The 15,058-nt window shown below is 46.6% G+C and carries 11 protein-coding genes; 6 read left to right on the top strand and 5 right to left on the bottom strand.

Translation table 11 applies throughout. The features are described from left to right. Positions 1–17 precede the first annotated feature (17 nt). The gene (locus RJ47_RS00615; protein WP_039480429.1) at positions 18–1,310 is read right to left on the bottom strand and encodes a glycoside hydrolase family 18 protein; all 1,293 of its coding nucleotides are present in this window, start codon (positions 1,308–1,310) and stop codon (positions 18–20) included. 139 nt (positions 1,311–1,449) lie between these two features. Further along, on the bottom strand, positions 1,450–2,430 hold the full coding sequence (locus RJ47_RS00610) for a sugar-binding transcriptional regulator (protein ID WP_038187140.1): 981 nt from the start codon (positions 2,428–2,430) through the stop codon (positions 1,450–1,452). A gap of 437 nt (positions 2,431–2,867) precedes the next feature. On the opposite strand from RJ47_RS00610, the gene tal reads away from it, so the two are divergent. The 4 genes from tal (at position 2,868) to RJ47_RS00590 (ending at position 7,594) form a co-directional block, all read left to right on the top strand. Next, positions 2,868–3,818: a transaldolase gene (gene tal, locus RJ47_RS00605; protein ID WP_038137037.1), complete on the top strand. Its 951-nt coding sequence runs from the start codon at positions 2,868–2,870 to the stop codon at positions 3,816–3,818. 82 nt (positions 3,819–3,900) lie between these two features. Then, the gene (gene tkt, locus RJ47_RS00600; RefSeq protein WP_039480426.1) at positions 3,901–5,892 is read left to right on the top strand and encodes a transketolase; all 1,992 of its coding nucleotides are present in this window, start codon (positions 3,901–3,903) and stop codon (positions 5,890–5,892) included. Positions 5,893–6,052: 160 nt separating this feature from the next. Then, positions 6,053–6,559, top strand: a complete 507-nt coding sequence (locus tag RJ47_RS00595) for a hypothetical protein (protein WP_005471228.1) — start codon at positions 6,053–6,055, stop codon at positions 6,557–6,559. 3 nt (positions 6,560–6,562) lie between these two features. Continuing rightward, the gene (locus RJ47_RS00590) at positions 6,563–7,594 is read left to right on the top strand and encodes an HlyD family secretion protein (protein WP_005471236.1); all 1,032 of its coding nucleotides are present in this window, start codon (positions 6,563–6,565) and stop codon (positions 7,592–7,594) included. Between the two features lie 35 nt (positions 7,595–7,629). On the opposite strand, the gene RJ47_RS00585 is transcribed toward RJ47_RS00590, so the two are convergent. From RJ47_RS00585 to RJ47_RS00575, 3 genes are all read right to left on the bottom strand, one after another. Further along, the gene (locus RJ47_RS00585) at positions 7,630–8,451 is read right to left on the bottom strand and encodes a LysR family transcriptional regulator (RefSeq protein ID WP_039480422.1); all 822 of its coding nucleotides are present in this window, start codon (positions 8,449–8,451) and stop codon (positions 7,630–7,632) included. 67 nt (positions 8,452–8,518) lie between these two features. Beyond that, on the bottom strand, positions 8,519–10,072 hold the full coding sequence (locus RJ47_RS00580; protein WP_039480418.1) for a methyl-accepting chemotaxis protein: 1,554 nt from the start codon (positions 10,070–10,072) through the stop codon (positions 8,519–8,521). A 177-nt stretch (positions 10,073–10,249) separates the two neighbouring features. Beyond that, on the bottom strand, positions 10,250–11,335 hold the full coding sequence (locus tag RJ47_RS00575) for a substrate-binding domain-containing protein (RefSeq protein ID WP_052237887.1): 1,086 nt from the start codon (positions 11,333–11,335) through the stop codon (positions 10,250–10,252). Positions 11,336–11,420: 85 nt separating this feature from the next. Between RJ47_RS00575 and RJ47_RS00570 the strand changes: the two genes are divergently transcribed. Both RJ47_RS00570 and RJ47_RS00565 read left to right on the top strand, forming a co-directional pair. Continuing rightward, positions 11,421–12,539 carry a substrate-binding domain-containing protein gene (locus tag RJ47_RS00570; protein ID WP_038217313.1) on the top strand — a complete coding sequence of 373 codons (1,119 nt, stop codon included), beginning with the start codon at positions 11,421–11,423 and terminating at the stop codon, positions 12,537–12,539. After that, positions 12,536–15,025 carry an EAL domain-containing protein gene (locus RJ47_RS00565; RefSeq protein WP_039480415.1) on the top strand — a complete coding sequence of 830 codons (2,490 nt, stop codon included), beginning with the start codon at positions 12,536–12,538 and terminating at the stop codon, positions 15,023–15,025. The genes RJ47_RS00570 and RJ47_RS00565 overlap by 4 nt, the downstream gene beginning before the upstream one ends. The last annotated feature ends 33 nt before the right edge of the window (positions 15,026–15,058 follow it).

Genomic DNA, 15,058 nt, shown 5'->3' with positions numbered 1-15,058 from the left:
CGCTGGGGCTTGTGTTTCTACTGAATTTCTTTGTTCATCACTTCGACCAAGGTACCACTAGGGTCTCCAGACAGCTCCCAAGTAAATATACCGCCTAGTTTAGACTCTTTCGCCCACTTCGCTTTGGCCTTGATAGAGCGCTGGTCTTCAAATGAAATAAACACTTTCTTTTCTGGATTCCACAGATACGGCGCTTGCGCTTGCTCATCGTATTTGTATTGGTAGCCCTGCTTCGCACCATAATTGTTCACCAGATCCCAAAACATAAAGTAGCCGTTTTCTCCAGTGCCGAACTGCGCACCGCTATCTGAAACAAGTTCTCCATTTGGCAACTCACCATTGTACGCTTGAGTGCCTTGCCAGCCTCTACCGTAGAAAGCCGCGCCAATAACCAGTTTCTCACTCGGTATGCCCTGCTCAATCATTTGATTGATGAAAACATCGGCGCCCATTCCCCACCAACTGCGTTCAGTGGCGTGAAGATTGGTCGTGTGGCCAGTTTGCTGCCCCCAACCACCTAGGAAGTCGTAAGTCATGGCAAACATATTGGTCAAATACGGGCTCGCGGCTTTCCAATCAATTTGTTGCGCTTTAGCGCCAACGCCCACAGCGGTTGAGAGCTCATATTCGCGCTTGGTTTGGCTCGCGAGTTTGTCTAACTCACCACGCAAAGCTTTGACAAGATGGTTAAACGCCTCTCTTTCACTGGCTTTTTGCTCGTCAGATAACTTGGTTGCCGGATTCCACGGTGAGGTTGTAAGACCACCGCCGCCAGGGTATTCCCAATCCAAGTCTATTCCGTCAAAAAAGTCATACTTTGCAATAAGCTCGACCGCAGTTTTTGAAAAGTGTTCGATCGCTTTCGGATCTTTTGCCATGGCATGGAACGGTTCTGACATTGTCCAACCACCGAATGAAGGCAAAATTACCAGATCTGGATGAGTTTGTTTTAATTGCGCGAGCTGGGCGAAGTGGCCCTTGTAGTCAACCTCTACTGACACCGCACCAAAGTCTTCTTTTAACGCGGCCTGTTGATCGACAACAATCGCGGTAAATGGTGCTTTGCCTTTACAGTGTTCTTCGACTTGTTTTTGAATCGCTTCACTCGCGCCAGTGTGAGGACCACACATACTCAGAAATGCGTAAATGACATGGGTAAGGTTATCTGCGGGGATATCTTTGACTTGGTAAGGATTATCGGGGTTACTGTATTGCCAATCAGCAAAGTAGCCCGCGACAACTTTATCTTGTGCGTAAGCTGATAAGCTCATCACACTTGCCAAGGCGGCAGCAGCGATTGTCTTTTTCATTGTATTCTCCTTGTTAATCTGATTACCAATTAATCAAGGAAGATTTATTTTTGCGTCTGAACAAAATAGGGATGCGAGTGATTTAATGTCTTTAGCATCCCTATTTCACAAGTTGCAGAGCAATGTATTGAATTACACTCTACTTCATCTGTTCATCAAGGTTGAGCACTGTCAATGCGTTGCTTACACTTGTGGCAATGACATCAATCACGCCCGTTCTAAGTGCGCCAAGCAGGGCGAGCGGTTTACTGTTTTCCGCTGCGATGGCGATCACTTCAGAGATCGGTCGAAATTCATCAATACTCAAGCCGATTACGCGGTCGCTCATCACTGTTCTTGCAGATTGTCCGTGAATATCGAAAAAGTCATAACCGGCAAAATCACCAACAACACCTTGTTGCATCCGTGACTGAACGACCTCATCAGCGGTAAACCAACCTAGGTCTACCATGTAGCTGTTTTCGCTCATATCCCCAATGCCGACAAGCGCCACGTCAGCCTTTCGTGCAAGATCGAGAGTCTGCTTTACTGTTGCATTTTGCATGAATGCCATTTTTTGCTCCCGATTTTCAGCGTAAGCCGGTGCATAAAGCGTTTCTGATGACCCTCCATAGCTTTTGGCAAATTGGCGACAAATGTGGTCTGCGTTGAACATACCGCCTCTTGGGTGAATCCCCCCAATCCCACAAACAAACTTAACATCGCGTTGCGGAATAACCCCAACATGATGCGCCACCGCTGACACGTTTCTTCCTTGTCCAACGGTGACTACCGCCCCATTTTGTATTGAGCTCGCCATGTATTTCGAAACCAAGCCAGCCACTTGTTGGCGCTGTTGATCTTCGACAGGTTGGTCTAAAGCAATCAGCGCCCGCCTCACACCAAAGCGTTCAATAAGTCGTTGTTCAATTTTGGCGCTAAATACTGGGTGGTATTTTACGGTGATCTCGACAATGCCTTCATCGCGTGCTTGCTTAAGCATCCGGCCGACTTTGGCTCGGGAAACTGAGAATTTTTTCGATATTTCCTCTTGCGTTGCCCCATCTTGATAGTAGGCAACGGAGATTTCCGTTAGTAGGTCTGTGTTGTCGTCAGTCAACTCGTTGGCAGATTTACTCATAGATTCGATTCCAAAGCGCAATTTTTACATGACATATGCTCAGTGCTGTAGCATATGTCATAAGCAATCAAAATGCCAACATTTGCTCATCTACGTGACATATTCTCAGCTCACAAAATGGGCACGTCATTTCTCGCACAAGCCCTGGAAATAAAGGGCAAACGTTTATCACGATTTTGCGCATCAACGAATGCAAAAAATAGTTGATGGATGTCACTTTAACCCTGTTTAGATGATTGACTTTCTGCGTGGTTAAGATAATTATGAACCCATCATTTACTCAAGCACAGAGCAAATGTTCACAACAATTGTTCTGACGCGAAAAAGTTTAAAGTTAACTGGTGGTTTTTGTTCAATACTATTGGTTAACTCGCTTGCAAATGCACTCTCCATATATAGCCATCTATATATGAGACCCATGAAATAGGATGATCGGAATGAGCAACAAATTAGAGCAACTTCGTAAACTAACGACTGTAGTAGCAGACACTGGTGAAATTGACGCAATCAAAAAGTACCAACCAGAAGATGCAACAACTAACCCTTCTCTGATTCTAAAAGCAGCTCAAATCGCAGAGTATGCTCCTCTAATCGATGCTTCAATCGAATACGCTAAAGCTCAAAGCTCTGATAAAGCGCAACAAGTACAAGACACTTGTGACATGCTAGCGGTAAACATCGGTAAAGAAATCCTAAAAACTATCCCAGGCCGTATCTCTACTGAAGTAGACGCTCGTCTATCTTACGATATGGAAGGCAGCGTAGCGAAAGCACGTCAACTAGTGAAAATGTACAACGATGCGGGCATCACTAACGATCGCATCCTGATCAAACTGGCTTCTACTTGGGAAGGTATCCGCGCAGCAGAAATCCTAGAGAAAGAAGGCATCAACTGTAACCTTACTCTACTCTTCTCTTTCGCTCAGGCTCGTGCTTGTGCTGAAGCTGGCGTATTCCTAATCTCACCATTCGTTGGTCGTATCATGGACTGGTACAAGGCGAAAGAAGGCCGTGACTTCGAAGCTCAAGAAGATCCAGGTGTTCTATCTGTAACTAAGATCTACAACTACTACAAAGAGTACGGCTACAACACTGTCGTTATGGGCGCAAGCTTCCGTAACATCGGCGAAATCCTAGAGCTAGCTGGTTGTGACCGTCTCACTATCGCGCCTGCACTTCTTGCTGAGCTAGAAGCTGCTGAAGGTGAAGTCGTAGAGAAGCTAGTTGACTCTAAAGGTGCGGCAGAGCGTCCAGCACCAATGACTCACGCTGAGTTCCTATGGGATCACAACCAAGACCCAATGGCGGTTGAGAAGCTTGCAGAAGGTATCCGCAACTTCGCAGTTGACCAAGGCAAACTTGAAGCAATGATTGAAGCAAAACTTTAATCAGCAGAATTTAAAAAGGGGAACGTTTGCGTTCCCCTCTTAACATCCTTTCTAAGAAACAATCTAATAATCGGTATTTATTATGGATCGCAAACATCTAGCAAATGCAATTCGTGCTCTAAGCATGGACGGTGTTCAACAAGCTAACTCTGGTCACCCTGGTGCACCTATGGGTATGGCTGACATCGCTGAAGTTCTTTGGCGCTCTCACCTAAACCACAACCCTTCAAACCCAGAGTGGGCTGACCGCGACCGTTTCGTGCTTTCAAACGGCCACGGCTCTATGCTGATTTACTCTTTGCTACACCTTGCTGGTTACGAGCTATCAATCGACGATCTGAAAAACTTCCGTCAACTACACTCTAAGACTCCTGGTCACCCAGAGTACGGTTACGCACCAGGTATCGAGACAACTACAGGTCCACTAGGTCAAGGTATCACTAACGCTGTCGGTATGGCGCTGGCTGAGAAAACTCTAGCGGCACAATTCAACAAGCCTGGTCACGACATCGTTGACCACTTCACTTATGCATTTATGGGTGATGGCTGTCTGATGGAAGGTATCTCTCACGAAGCATGCTCTCTAGCAGGTACGCTAGGTCTTGGTAAGCTGATCGCGTTCTGGGATGACAACGGTATTTCTATCGATGGTCACGTTGAAGGCTGGTTCTCTGACGATACACCTAAGCGTTTTGAAGCTTACGGTTGGCATGTAATCCCAGCGGTAGACGGTCACGATCCTGAAGCGATCAACGCGGCTATCATCGCGGCTAAAGCAGACCCTCGCCCTACTCTAATCTGTACTAAAACTATCATCGGTTTTGGTTCACCTAACAAGTCTGGTTCACACGACTGTCACGGTGCACCACTAGGCGCTGAAGAAATCGCAGCAACACGTAAAGAGCTAGGTTGGGAGCACGGTCCTTTTGAAATTCCGCAAGATGTCTACGCGCAGTGGGACGCGAAAGAAGCAGGCGCAGCTAAGGAAGCAGCGTGGAACGAGAAACTTGCAGCTTATGAAGCAGCATATCCAGAGCTTGCAGCAGAGTTCAAACGCCGCGTAAACGGTGAACTACCAGCGCAGTGGGAAGAGAAAGCAAACGCAATCATTGCTGACCTTCAAGCAAATCCTGCAAACATCGCATCACGTAAAGCGTCTCAAAACGCGCTAGAAGCATTCGGTGCTATGCTACCAGAATTCCTAGGCGGCTCTGCTGACCTAGCACCTTCTAACCTAACTATGTGGTCTGGTTCTAAGTCTGTTTCTGCTGAAGATGCAGCGGGTAACTACATCCACTACGGTGTACGTGAATTCGGTATGACAGCTATCATGAACGGTATTGCACTACACGGTGGTTTCGTACCATACGGTGCAACTTTCCTAATGTTCATGGAATACGCACGTAACGCAATGCGCATGGCTGCTCTGATGAAAGTTCAGAATATCCAAGTGTACACGCATGACTCTATCGGTCTAGGCGAAGATGGTCCAACTCACCAACCAGTAGAGCAAATGGCATCGCTACGTCTAACACCAAACATGAGCACATGGCGTCCATGTGACCAAGTGGAATCTGCAGTCGCTTGGAAACTGGCTATCGAGCGTAAAGACGGTCCAACATCGCTAATCTTCTCTCGTCAAAACCTTGCGCAGCAAGAGCGTGATGCAGAGCAACTAGCAAACATCGCTAAAGGTGCGTACATCCTAAAAGATTGCGAAGGCAAGCCAGAGCTTATCCTTATCGCAACAGGCTCTGAAGTTGAGCTAGCGGTAGAAGCAGCAGCACAGCTAACAGCTGAAGGTAAACAAGTACGCGTTGTGTCAATGCCATCAACAGATGCATTCGACAAGCAAGATGCGGCTTACCGTGAAGCAGTACTGCCATCAGACGTAACGGCGCGTATCGCTATCGAAGCGGGTATTGCTGACTTCTGGTACAAGTACGTTGGCTTCGGCGGCAAGATCATCGGTATGACAACGTTCGGTGAATCTGCTCCAGCAGGCGAACTGTTCAAGATGTTCGGTTTCACTACTGAAAACGTAGTGAACACAGCGAAAGAGCTTCTCGCTTAATCGCTTCAAAGCTCATATAGCTTGTAAAGCCCCACTCCACGCGAGTGGGGCTTTTTGTTTCTTGGCACAAACCATAATCTGCGCTCTGGAATTTCGATTATTCCAAAATTACACCGCTCATCCGTTATTCTCATGGCATAGCAATAAATAAGGCGAAACTATGTCATCCACACCTTCTAAGACCCTACGCTCTAATGGAATAGATAGTAAACTGACAAGGATAGCCAAAACCGTTTTCTCTTATTCAATCAAGCTCATCGGCGCCATTGCCATTCTTTTGAGTGCCTCTGTACTGTTATCAAAACTGGGCACGATTCATGGTAAAGAGTTACCAGAGGAGTACTTTTCAAACGGCTACCCCGCGATTCTGACGTTGCTCGATTCAGAAGTGTTTATGGGGTTCATATTTTTTGTCACCGTCGCCATTCTCGTCTACGTGGTTTATTTGATGTGGCAATTGCATGAAGTCGCGGTCCATCGCGCTGCAAAAATGTCGAGCGCGCACACTCAAATCGTATTCGCACTTTCTCTATGTGGCTTGTTTATTGATAAAACATGGTGGGTACTCGCCATCATCATTGCATTCGCTCGTTGGGATGTACTCGCCGCCGAACTGTCGAACATAATCCGCAACGGTCGCCAATCAAACAAAGCAACAGAGGAATAAGTCATGAAAGAGATCATGTTACCGTATGTATTTATCTGCTGGTTGCTTGTAAAAACTGGCGTCGTTCGTTGGACACTAAAGAACGCTGTCATCATCGTTGGTATAGGCGGCCTAATTGCATTTTCACTGTTTACCGCTCATCGCTTTTGGTCACCTGCTGATTTAACTGATAGCACCACCGTGAAAGCGCCCCATGCGGTACTCAGCCCGCTGGTTGGCCAAGAGGTCGAACAAGTATTTGTTGAGCACAACCAAATGGTTAAAGAAGGCGATCTGATATACACGCTTAGAACTGAAGACACCGCAGCGCAGCTCGATGGATTAAAGGCACAAAAAGACGCAGCGCAAGCTGAGATTCTCGCGCTGACGCACCAAGTCAACAATGACAAAAAGCAACTCGATCGTCTGACTAAGCTCAACGATTTCGCACAAGAGTCACAACGAGACGACTTGAGAACACGCATCGAATCGACTGAGGCAAAGATCGCTGCGGTGAATGCTCAAATCCTAAGTGTCGAAGCGCAAATGGCAACGGCGAATTGGCAGAACGAACGTCGTGAAATTCGAGCGCCTTTTGATGGGCAAGTCTCTATCGCTAACATCGTCGAAGGTACGCGCTTAGGTAACATGCACCTCTACAACACCAATAAGAAGTTCGTTGAGATGCGCATTGCCGACCAAACTTACCGTAATATCGAAGTTGGTCAGTTTGCTGAGTTCTACGTCGATGCCTATCCGGGGGAAATATTCCGCGGCCGTGTGCACAGCTTAACCGCAGGCACGGGGGAAGCAAGAGTATCAGTGGTTAATGGCTCACAGCATGTACGTCAACATGTCGGCAATAATGCAGGAAGTCACGGCCGTACGATTGTGATTGAATTTGAAGAACCTGCTGGCTACAACGTGCCTATTGGTGCGACCGGCTCTGGATGGGTATCGGCGAAAAAACCGCATGAAGCGCTCGGCTTTATGGATATTATTGGTGCCGCAACCGTGCGCTTAAAAGCATACAAGTCCTACCTATCGGCATTGTAGGAAGCGTAAATCTCAAGAAGCACCTTTCGGGGTGCTTATTGGTTTCTTGTCTTTTTCCGTGCGGCAACGTGAGTATCAACAATGGGGATGATCAAATCCATCAACCACTGTTGTTTTGGCGCAGATCTTAACGACGCTTTGCATATCAAAGCCATATCCAAATTGAGTGGTGATAAATTCTTGTCATCGTAGTAAGGCTCGTAACGTAGCGTGAAGCAATCGTCCATCAATTGGTTGATTAGATGGACACTGTCGACCACGATACTCGCTTCCAGATTAGGGTCGAGCGCCTTAAAGTGGTCATGATGCTCATTGATACCAGAAATGATAAATTTGACGTACTCGCCCTCTTGATTGCCCTCAAAGATGCCACTTCCCGAGTGGATTTTCTTTTGATAGAAACTTTGCGGCTTATCATTAAGCACATGTAAACCCAGATCGACCTGATCATCAAGAATTTGTGATTCGCTATGCTCGCTCCACTGACGCAGCTCAATAACAGCGTTGGTTTGAGCGCGTATCGCCTGAATTAAATCCTTGCCTATTTCGACCAAGTAAGGCTCAACAATGTGCAGTGTTACTCTGCTCAACTTACTTGGATCGAACTCTTCAGGAGTCAATGCAAGATCAAGCTGCTCAAGGGCGTTTTTGATTCTTGGTTCAATCGATAATGCGTAATCGGTAGGCATAAGCCCTGAAGAGTCCCGAACAAACAGAGGATCATCGAGCTCTTCCCTTAGTTGGGCTAACACCTTAGAAACGTAGGATTGCGAACGGCCAAGCTTTTTAGCCGCACGCTGGGTGGAGCGTGTGTTAAGTAGAGTAACCAACACATGCAAAGCGTTAAGATCGTGCATTCGTATTTGCGCTCTTAAAGGTAAAACTCCCTCTAAATTAACCAATTAGAGGGAGCCTGCCAACCGTTTACTTCTCTTCGAAACGCTTCGCGAGCAAATGGAACTCTTGCACTTGAAGGTTGAGCGCTTTTGAATGCTCATTCACTGAGTAAGTCGCTGCCAAGTTTTGCTCAGCCGTCGCAGCAATGGACTGGATATGTGCACTCACTTCTGAAGAGAGTTTGCGTTGCGATTGGGCGGCTTGTTCAACGCTGTTCATTAGCTGCCCCATTGACTGCATCATGCTCTCTACCTCCAATAGCTGTTTGGAACTGGTTTGCGCAGCATGCCCACATTCCATTGTCTGCTCTTGGTTGGCAATGATTTCTTGTTGCCAAGCGCCAATGGTACTCAGCATGACGTCAATACTCTCTTTAATTTGTACCGTTGCATTCGAGGTTCTTCCAGAAAGCGCTCGAACTTCATCAGCAACCACCGCAAATCCTCGACCTTGCTCACCTGCGCGAGCCGCTTCAATCGCCGCATTAAGTGCGAGCAAATTAGTTTGTGCCGCGATGCCACCAATTTCTTCCATCATGTCGCTGACTTTTTGCGCTTGTTCACTAAGTTCGTAGGTCGTTGCGGTCGCTTTTTCAGCTTGAACACCTAGGTTTTCCAAGTTGTGATGCGTCTGTTCGATGCTGGCTTTTGCTTTTGTGCAGTTTTCTAGCGTAATTCCAATAAGTTGGTGCGCTTCGGAGGTACTATTGGATACATCATTAGCCGCCACTTCGACTTCTTCCGTCGCAATCCGAACTTGGCGAATGTTGGTGGTTTGCTGGTCTAATGCTTGTGATACTTCAACCGCTGTTGAGTTGAGGTTTTCAGAGAGTGATTGCAAAGGTTTGACAGAATCAGTCATGCGCCCTAGCACGGTGCGGATGCGCGCAGACATCATTTTTAAGTGGAAATCTGCAACCGAAAAAGGTGTATTCCCCGAATAAACTAAACGACTGACGCTATCAAACTTGTTTTGAAGCTTTTTGAGCTCTCTTGGCGTGTCAATGAGTTCTTGTCTAAACAGCAGCGCAAGTACTGAAGCCGGCAACAACCCAGCTAACCACTGCATTGCGCCTTCTAGTTCCAACGCATTAGAGGCTAACGGTGCAAGCAATGAGCCTAGTAGCACCGCGTATCTCACCGAATCTGAAATTTTTAGTGACCAAGTGCGGCCATTTTTCTCTGCGTTGAGTAAGCCTTGATACGCAGCAGAGGCAATACGAACCCATTCTGGCTTAGGTTTAACGCGCACGGATTGGTAACCGCTGATTGTACCGTTGTCATAAATTGGCGTTACATAGGCATCGACCCAATAATATCCGCCCGACTTGGTACGATTTTTTACAATGCCTCGCCACGCTTTACCTTGTTTTAGGTTTGCCCACATATCAGCGAATGCTGCTTTGGGCATATCGGCATGTCGAACAATGTTATGGTTTTGGCCAATGAGTTCGTCGCGATGATATTCAGCAATACGGCAAAAGGCGTCATTACTGTAGGTAATCACGCCTTTTGTGTCGGTAGTAGAAACGAGTTGTTCATCGTCTCTCAATGATGTTTCACGTTCTTGGGCAGCGCTCATTTTTCTCAACTTTAGTTGTAATTATTTGTAGCACGGGAATATAAACATTTTTCAATATATGACAAAATATGAATATCACACTTTAAGCACTTAAGCGTGTTAAGTGACTAAAATTTGATTCCTCGTGCTAGCCAGGCACGGTCCCTTGCACACATTACAATCAAAAGTTGAGCGACGCTATTGAGCGCCAGAATAGCGAAATGCTTCACGGGTGAGCATGTTCAACTCTCGCTCAGCCATTTCGTTATGCACCACTGTAATCCGCCCTAAGTAAATCCGTGGCACTTGGTTTGCCCGCCCTTCGAGATGAGCCTTAATCGCTTCTGCTGTCGCGACGCCAAGATCATCGCTCATTCGCATCGGCGTTGCATCTAACTCTCCGGTACGAATTTTTTCGATTTCTTTCGCGGTGCCACCCCAACCAGTCACATAGATATCATCTAAGCGGTTGGCTTCGCGTAGCGCGTCGATCGCGCCCATTGTCATTGCGGTATTTGCATTATGAATCACCGATACTTCAGGGAAGTTATCAAGGACAAGTCTTACTCCATCAGCGCCTCCCAGTTTCTGGTACTGACCAAAATGCTCGTAGGCGGTGAGCCACTCACCTTTTTCAGTAACACAGTCGATAAAGCCTTGAGAGCGTTGCGTATCAGTAATGCCCGGAATGCCTCGGTTCGCCGCAAATTCAACGTCCGTCCCAAGGTGGTTAATTACATGGTCACACAGCACTTCCGCACCCATTTCGCTGGAAAAATCGAACCAAGCATCCGGCTGATGCTCCCACTCAGCAACGGGCGTATGAAATGCCCATATAAAGGTTTTAAACCTGTCAGATTTAGATAAGGCTTGGATGTTGTCGGCTTGCAACGCCAGTTCAGAGGGACCAAAAATGACAAAGTCATAAGGTTTCTCGGCGTTGAGTACTTGTTTGGTGTACTCGGTTTGAAGGGAGTGCTCGATTTGCTTTGATGAAAACTCATCAATATGAAAAGGAACATTCAGAGCAAAAAGGCGTTTGGTTAATGCGGTATAGTTTTTTACCCAAAAATCGGAAATGTCAGCACTGGGGTAAATGACCGCGATCCTTACCGCTTCTTTTGCTGGCGAGCTAAGCTCAATGGGATCGGCACTTACCGTGGCTTGAAAATTTTGTTTTACCTGTTCATCTGCAGACTGCGCAGTCGGGACTAGAATGATTGTTGCAACACTTAACAGGGAAAAAACACCACTCACTAGCCACTTTCGTCGGTTTATCGTCATGAATGTTACCAATTGTTTGATTGTGTAATAACATTATTATAAATATACATGACAAATATAATATAGATTGCCAATTATAATTTTGATGATTAACTATTTATTGCGCTTGCTAATGTGTTTACCTGTGGTTGTCTTCGCTCAAGAGTTTGACTCGATCGAAGAAGACTCGTTTCTTACGTACGCACGAACCCAAGTAGAGAAAGCCATTTCGGACAGCGCTATTTGGGACGGTCCAGTGAAAGGGCCAAAAGCGGTTTACGATAAAAATGTCATTTTCGTCGCCTCTGACCTACGTAACGGCGGGGTTTACGGCGTAGCTAAGGGCATGTCTGAGGCAAACTCTCATCTCGATTGGCATTTAAGATTTATTGATGGATTAGGGTCAGAAGTTCGCCAAGGAGCCGCGATCCGTAAAGCGATCGGGTTCGAGCCAGATGCCATTGTACTTGGAGGGATTGATGCCAGCAGGCACAAAGACGTTCTTTTACTGGCGCAGAGCAAAGGCATCATTATCGTTGGCTGGCATGCCACTGAAGCGGCCGGTGTGAGTATTGAAAATGGCTTGTACACTAACATCACCACCGACCCTCACGATGTTGCTGAAGTCGCAGCTCTATTAGCGATTGTTGATTCCGATGGTAAAGCGAACGCGCTTATTTTTACCGATCCCAACTACAAAATCGCCACCCTCAAATCAGACGCGATGGCAGAGACCATCAAGCGCTGTAAAAGCTGTGAACTGCTTGAAGTTAAACCCCTTCATCTCGACAAAATCGCTGAGCAAATGCCCGACACAATGGAATCAATGTGGAGTAAATATGGTCAGCGAATCACTCATATTTTAGCAATTAATGACCTTTACATTGATTACGCCATCCCGTCTTTAGAAACTTATCAGCAAAAACATTCTACCGTCCCTAACAACATCTCTGCGGGTGATGGCAGTAAAGCCGCTTACAAGCGAATAGACAGCGATAGATTTCAGTTGGCAACCGTACCCGAACCGCTTTATCTCCAAGGGTGGCAGATCATTGACGAGCTCAATCGAGCCTTTAGCAATTTGCCGCCAAGTGGTTATTCAGCCCCCGTCCACCTTGTTACTCCAGAAAACGTCTCCGCCCTTATTAGCGCACGTGGAAGAGGTGTTTATGACCCTGAAAATGGTTACAGAGAGGCCTACTTGAAGATTTGGAAGCCAGAATGATGTTCAAACATATCAACATCACCCAACGACTGATCATCTCTAGCATGCTCTCTTTGTTAGTGGTGAGCATTGCGGTTTTTGTAGTGATTCGCTCCCTTTACTTTGTTGAGTCAACACTCAAAAAGGAAACCTCTACTCACGTGTCGGAGTTGATTGTTAACTCTGAGATCAGTCGTCACGTATTCGAGCTCACCTCTCGGGTAAAACTGTTAGAACAAACCTTTCTCTTTAGCGAAACAACCTTGTCTGAAGAGGCGTTTAACATTGATTTTCAGCTGCAGCGACTTCGAGATCTATCGACTAATCAGGAGTTTTCTTTAAGCATTGATGCCTTTATCGACAACTTCCATCGGTTTTTAGGCAGTTCTCTAGCCCTTAACCGTATCTTAAAGCAAACAGATAAGATCGACACGAAGCTCGCCCAGCAATTGGATTCGCTAGAATTGGCAATTGCGAGCAGCAAACTCCAAAGCATGGGGTCAGTTGATTTTAAGCGCTACAACAACGAACTTGATCTGGTCAATATGCTCAGAGAATCCTTCCTGACCGTTGGCAAAATGATCAGTGATATTCATAGTCGAATAACACCGGAGACCGAGAAAGTCCTCCTGATCGAAGTCGAGAAAGAGCTCGATATTTTCTTGCTCCACCTTGAAAATGTTGACTCTGACAGCCCTACTGTCATCGAGGAAAAAGCGGCGATCTCCAAAACAGTTAAACGCTATAATTCGGCGTTGCGACGAATCAAAGCCAACCTTGAGCAACGTTGGGTGGTAATGGAAGCCTTGATTAATGCACAAACTGAGTTGCTGCAAGCCGTCGAACGCACCGAATCAAGAGTGCAAAATCAAGCCCTTGCGTTAACCAACCAACTAGAACAGGAGATGGAAGAGTCTCGCTTCAATGCTATTGTCATCAGTATCTCGGCGTTTCTTTTCTCGGTTTTGCTGGTTAACCTCGTTGTGAATCGCCACATCAGAAAACCGCTCGAAGATTTGAAAAAAGGCTTTGACCACTTGGTTACCGAAGGTGCCGATAACCCAATTGACCTTGGGCGCAGTGATGAATGGAGCCACATAGAAAACGCCTATAACAACATGGCGTCGCGTCTTGCCGAAGCCTATAGCGACCTTAACGAAGAAAAAAAGAACTTCGACTTTCTCGCGCACCATGATCCACTCACCCATTTAGCCAATCGCCTACTCGCGACCAAAAAACTGGCTGAGCAAATTGAAGGTTCTGAGCAAAACGGGCAGAAGTTCCTTTTGCTCTACCTCGATATCGATGAGTTCAAAACCGTAAATGATTCCTTGGGACATGCTGCCGGCGACAATTTGTTGGTGAAGATCGCCGATATTCTTAGAGAGGAAATTGAGGGGCACGGCTTTGTCGCACGAATGGGTGGCGATGAATTTATGATCGTTATCGATAACGCAGACCTGAACCAAGGGAAAACCATTGCTCACAAACTTAATCTCGCGTTGCGTATGCCTTATCACATCGAGGAGAGAACCATATTTGTCTCTGCAAGTATTGGTATCTGTGAGTATCCAACACATGGACACAATGGCGAAACACTGGTTAGAAACGCGGATACCGCCATGTACTGCGCGAAACGAAACGGTCGAGACCAGTTCCGCATTTACACCGATGAAATGACCCTAGAGGTGAATGACCTCATCGATACCAATATCGGTTTACATCGCGCGATTAAGAATGATGAACTGGTCGTACACTTCCAACCGAAGATTAATCTCGATACCGGTGCCACCGTTGGTGCAGAAGCCTTAGTCCGCTGGCAACATCCATCACTTGGCCTTTTGCCTCCGGTGAGCTTTCTTGAAGTCGCCGAAAAGTCAGACCTTATCATTGAGATCGATAAATGGGTGTTTCGCAAAGTGGCAAGTTTGCTTGCCAACTGGAAAACTCATCATGTTCCTTTGCCTGAGATGCTCGTTTCCATCAATTTCTCAGCCAGGATGTTTTACATGTCAGACCTTGCGGATCAGCTTCAGGCAATACTCGACGAGACAGGCGGCTCAGCGAGCGACTTTATGCTTGAAATTACCGAGCGCGATATGATGCGAGACGTGGATACCTGTGCCGACACGATAAATAAACTCCACCAAAAGGGATTCAAAATAGCCATTGATGACTTTGGTACTGGGTACTCATCACTGTCTGTTCTAAAAAACTTGTCCGCCGACTGCCTCAAACTGGATCGAAGTTTTATCAAGGACATTAGCCATTCGAATGTCGATCTCGAAATCACCTGCGCGGTCATGAAACTCGCACAAGTGTTAGATTTAGCTGTGGTGGCTGAAGGCGTGGAAACACGTGAACACGCGAATACCCTACGAGGTATTGGTTGCGATCTTGCACAAGGGTTCTATTTCTCGAAACCACTCGCCGTAGACAAATGGTTGGCATTTCTTGAGTCAGAATCGACGCCTCCGAGCGAGAGACCCAAACGCATTGGAGGTTAAGTTGCGCTTTACTCTAGCACTATAACCCTTACA

Source organism: Vibrio sinaloensis (assembly GCF_000808535.1).
In the GTDB taxonomy this organism is placed as follows: domain Bacteria; phylum Pseudomonadota; class Gammaproteobacteria; order Enterobacterales; family Vibrionaceae; genus Vibrio; species Vibrio sinaloensis_D.
The sequence above is the reverse complement of the archived record's forward strand: the minus strand, read 5'-3'. Positions and strand labels throughout refer to the sequence as shown.